Annotated in this window: 2 protein-coding genes; both read left to right on the plus strand. The window is 57.9% G+C overall.

Translation table 11 applies throughout. From position 1 onward, the window contains the following. The coding region (locus ROA7450_RS20665) for an IS110 family RNA-guided transposase (protein ID WP_143534558.1) at positions 1–989 on the plus strand (989 nt) is incomplete at its 5' end. A gap of 71 nt (positions 990–1,060) precedes the next feature. Beyond that, complete coding sequence (locus ROA7450_RS21100) at positions 1,061–1,216, plus strand: hypothetical protein (RefSeq protein WP_159454127.1); 156 nt, start codon at positions 1,061–1,063, stop codon at positions 1,214–1,216. Positions 1,217–1,247 lie beyond the last annotated feature (31 nt).

Here is a 1,247-nt window from a genome sequence, read left to right on the forward strand (position 1 = left end):
TTTGCATTGTAGACACCAAGGGTACGGTGCTGGTTGAGCGGGAACTGCCTTGTGAGGTTGCTGATATAGCCGCGTGCCTTGCAGGGTTCCCGCATCCGATTGAACGTGTTGGATTGGAGGCTGGAACAATGAGCCAGCATCTGTTCTTTGGCCTGACCGAAGCGGGGTTCGATGTGATCTGTATGGAGGCCCGGCAGGTGAATGCCGCTCTGTCGGCAATGCGCAACAAGACCGACAGGAACGACGCTCGGGGTATCGCGCAGGTTTTGCGCACCGGCTGGTTCAGCCCGGTCCATATGAAGAGCCGGGAGGCACATGGCGTCCGTGCCCTTCTGAGCACCCGCAGGGCGCTTCTGAAGAAGACGATGGACCTCGCCAATGAATGCCGTGGGCTACTGAAGGTCTTTGGCATCCGCCTGCCAAAAACAGTGAAGCACGGCAGCTTTGATGACGTCGTCCGGCCGTTGATAGAGATGGACGAAGTTCTGGTGCATGCTTTGGTGCCGCTGCTTGATGCGCGGGCGGTTCTCTATCAGCACTTCCTGGAACTGGACCGGCGGGTCAAACTCGCAGCAAGCCACGATGACGTATGCATGCGAGTGATGACCGTTCCAGGCGTTGGCCCTATCGCCGCTTTGACCTTCAAGGCTGCTGTCGATGATCCAGCTCGCTTCAGAAAGTCCCGCACCGTTGCCGCACACTTTGGGCTGACACCGCGACGATATCAATCGGGCGAACACGACAATCCTGGGCGCATATCAAAGGCAGGCGACAGAGATGTGCGTGCAACGCTTTACGCAGCGGCCAATGCGCTTCTGATGCGCACGATGGCCGGATCACAAATCAAAACGTGGGGCATGCGGTTAATCCGCACCAAAGGCCGCCGCCGTGCCGTGGTCGCCGTGGCACGAAAGCTTGCAGTTCTGCTGCACCGTATGTGGACAGATGGCACTGAGTTCCGTCCGGCAAAGGTGGAGGGCGTGGCATGATCTAAAACGCTAACCACCCAACCCTGACGGGGTCGTCCCTCACCGGACGAGGTTCGTGGACGAAGCCAAAAATGACTGCTGCGCCACCTGAAGCGCGTCTCAAAGCGGGGCTCTCCACAGCCGATCCGACATATGCGTGCAGCGGTGCCATCATGGCATCAAACCAGACTGCGAAGATAAGCGTGACCCGGATGAGCGACAATGACCCGAAAGAAAAGGAAAAATGAGCTTGACCTAAACACCCAATTAGAGAAGCAG

Origin of the sequence: Roseovarius albus (assembly GCF_900172335.1) — a bacterium.
GTDB classification, from domain to species: Bacteria; Pseudomonadota; Alphaproteobacteria; order Rhodobacterales; family Rhodobacteraceae; genus Roseovarius; species Roseovarius albus.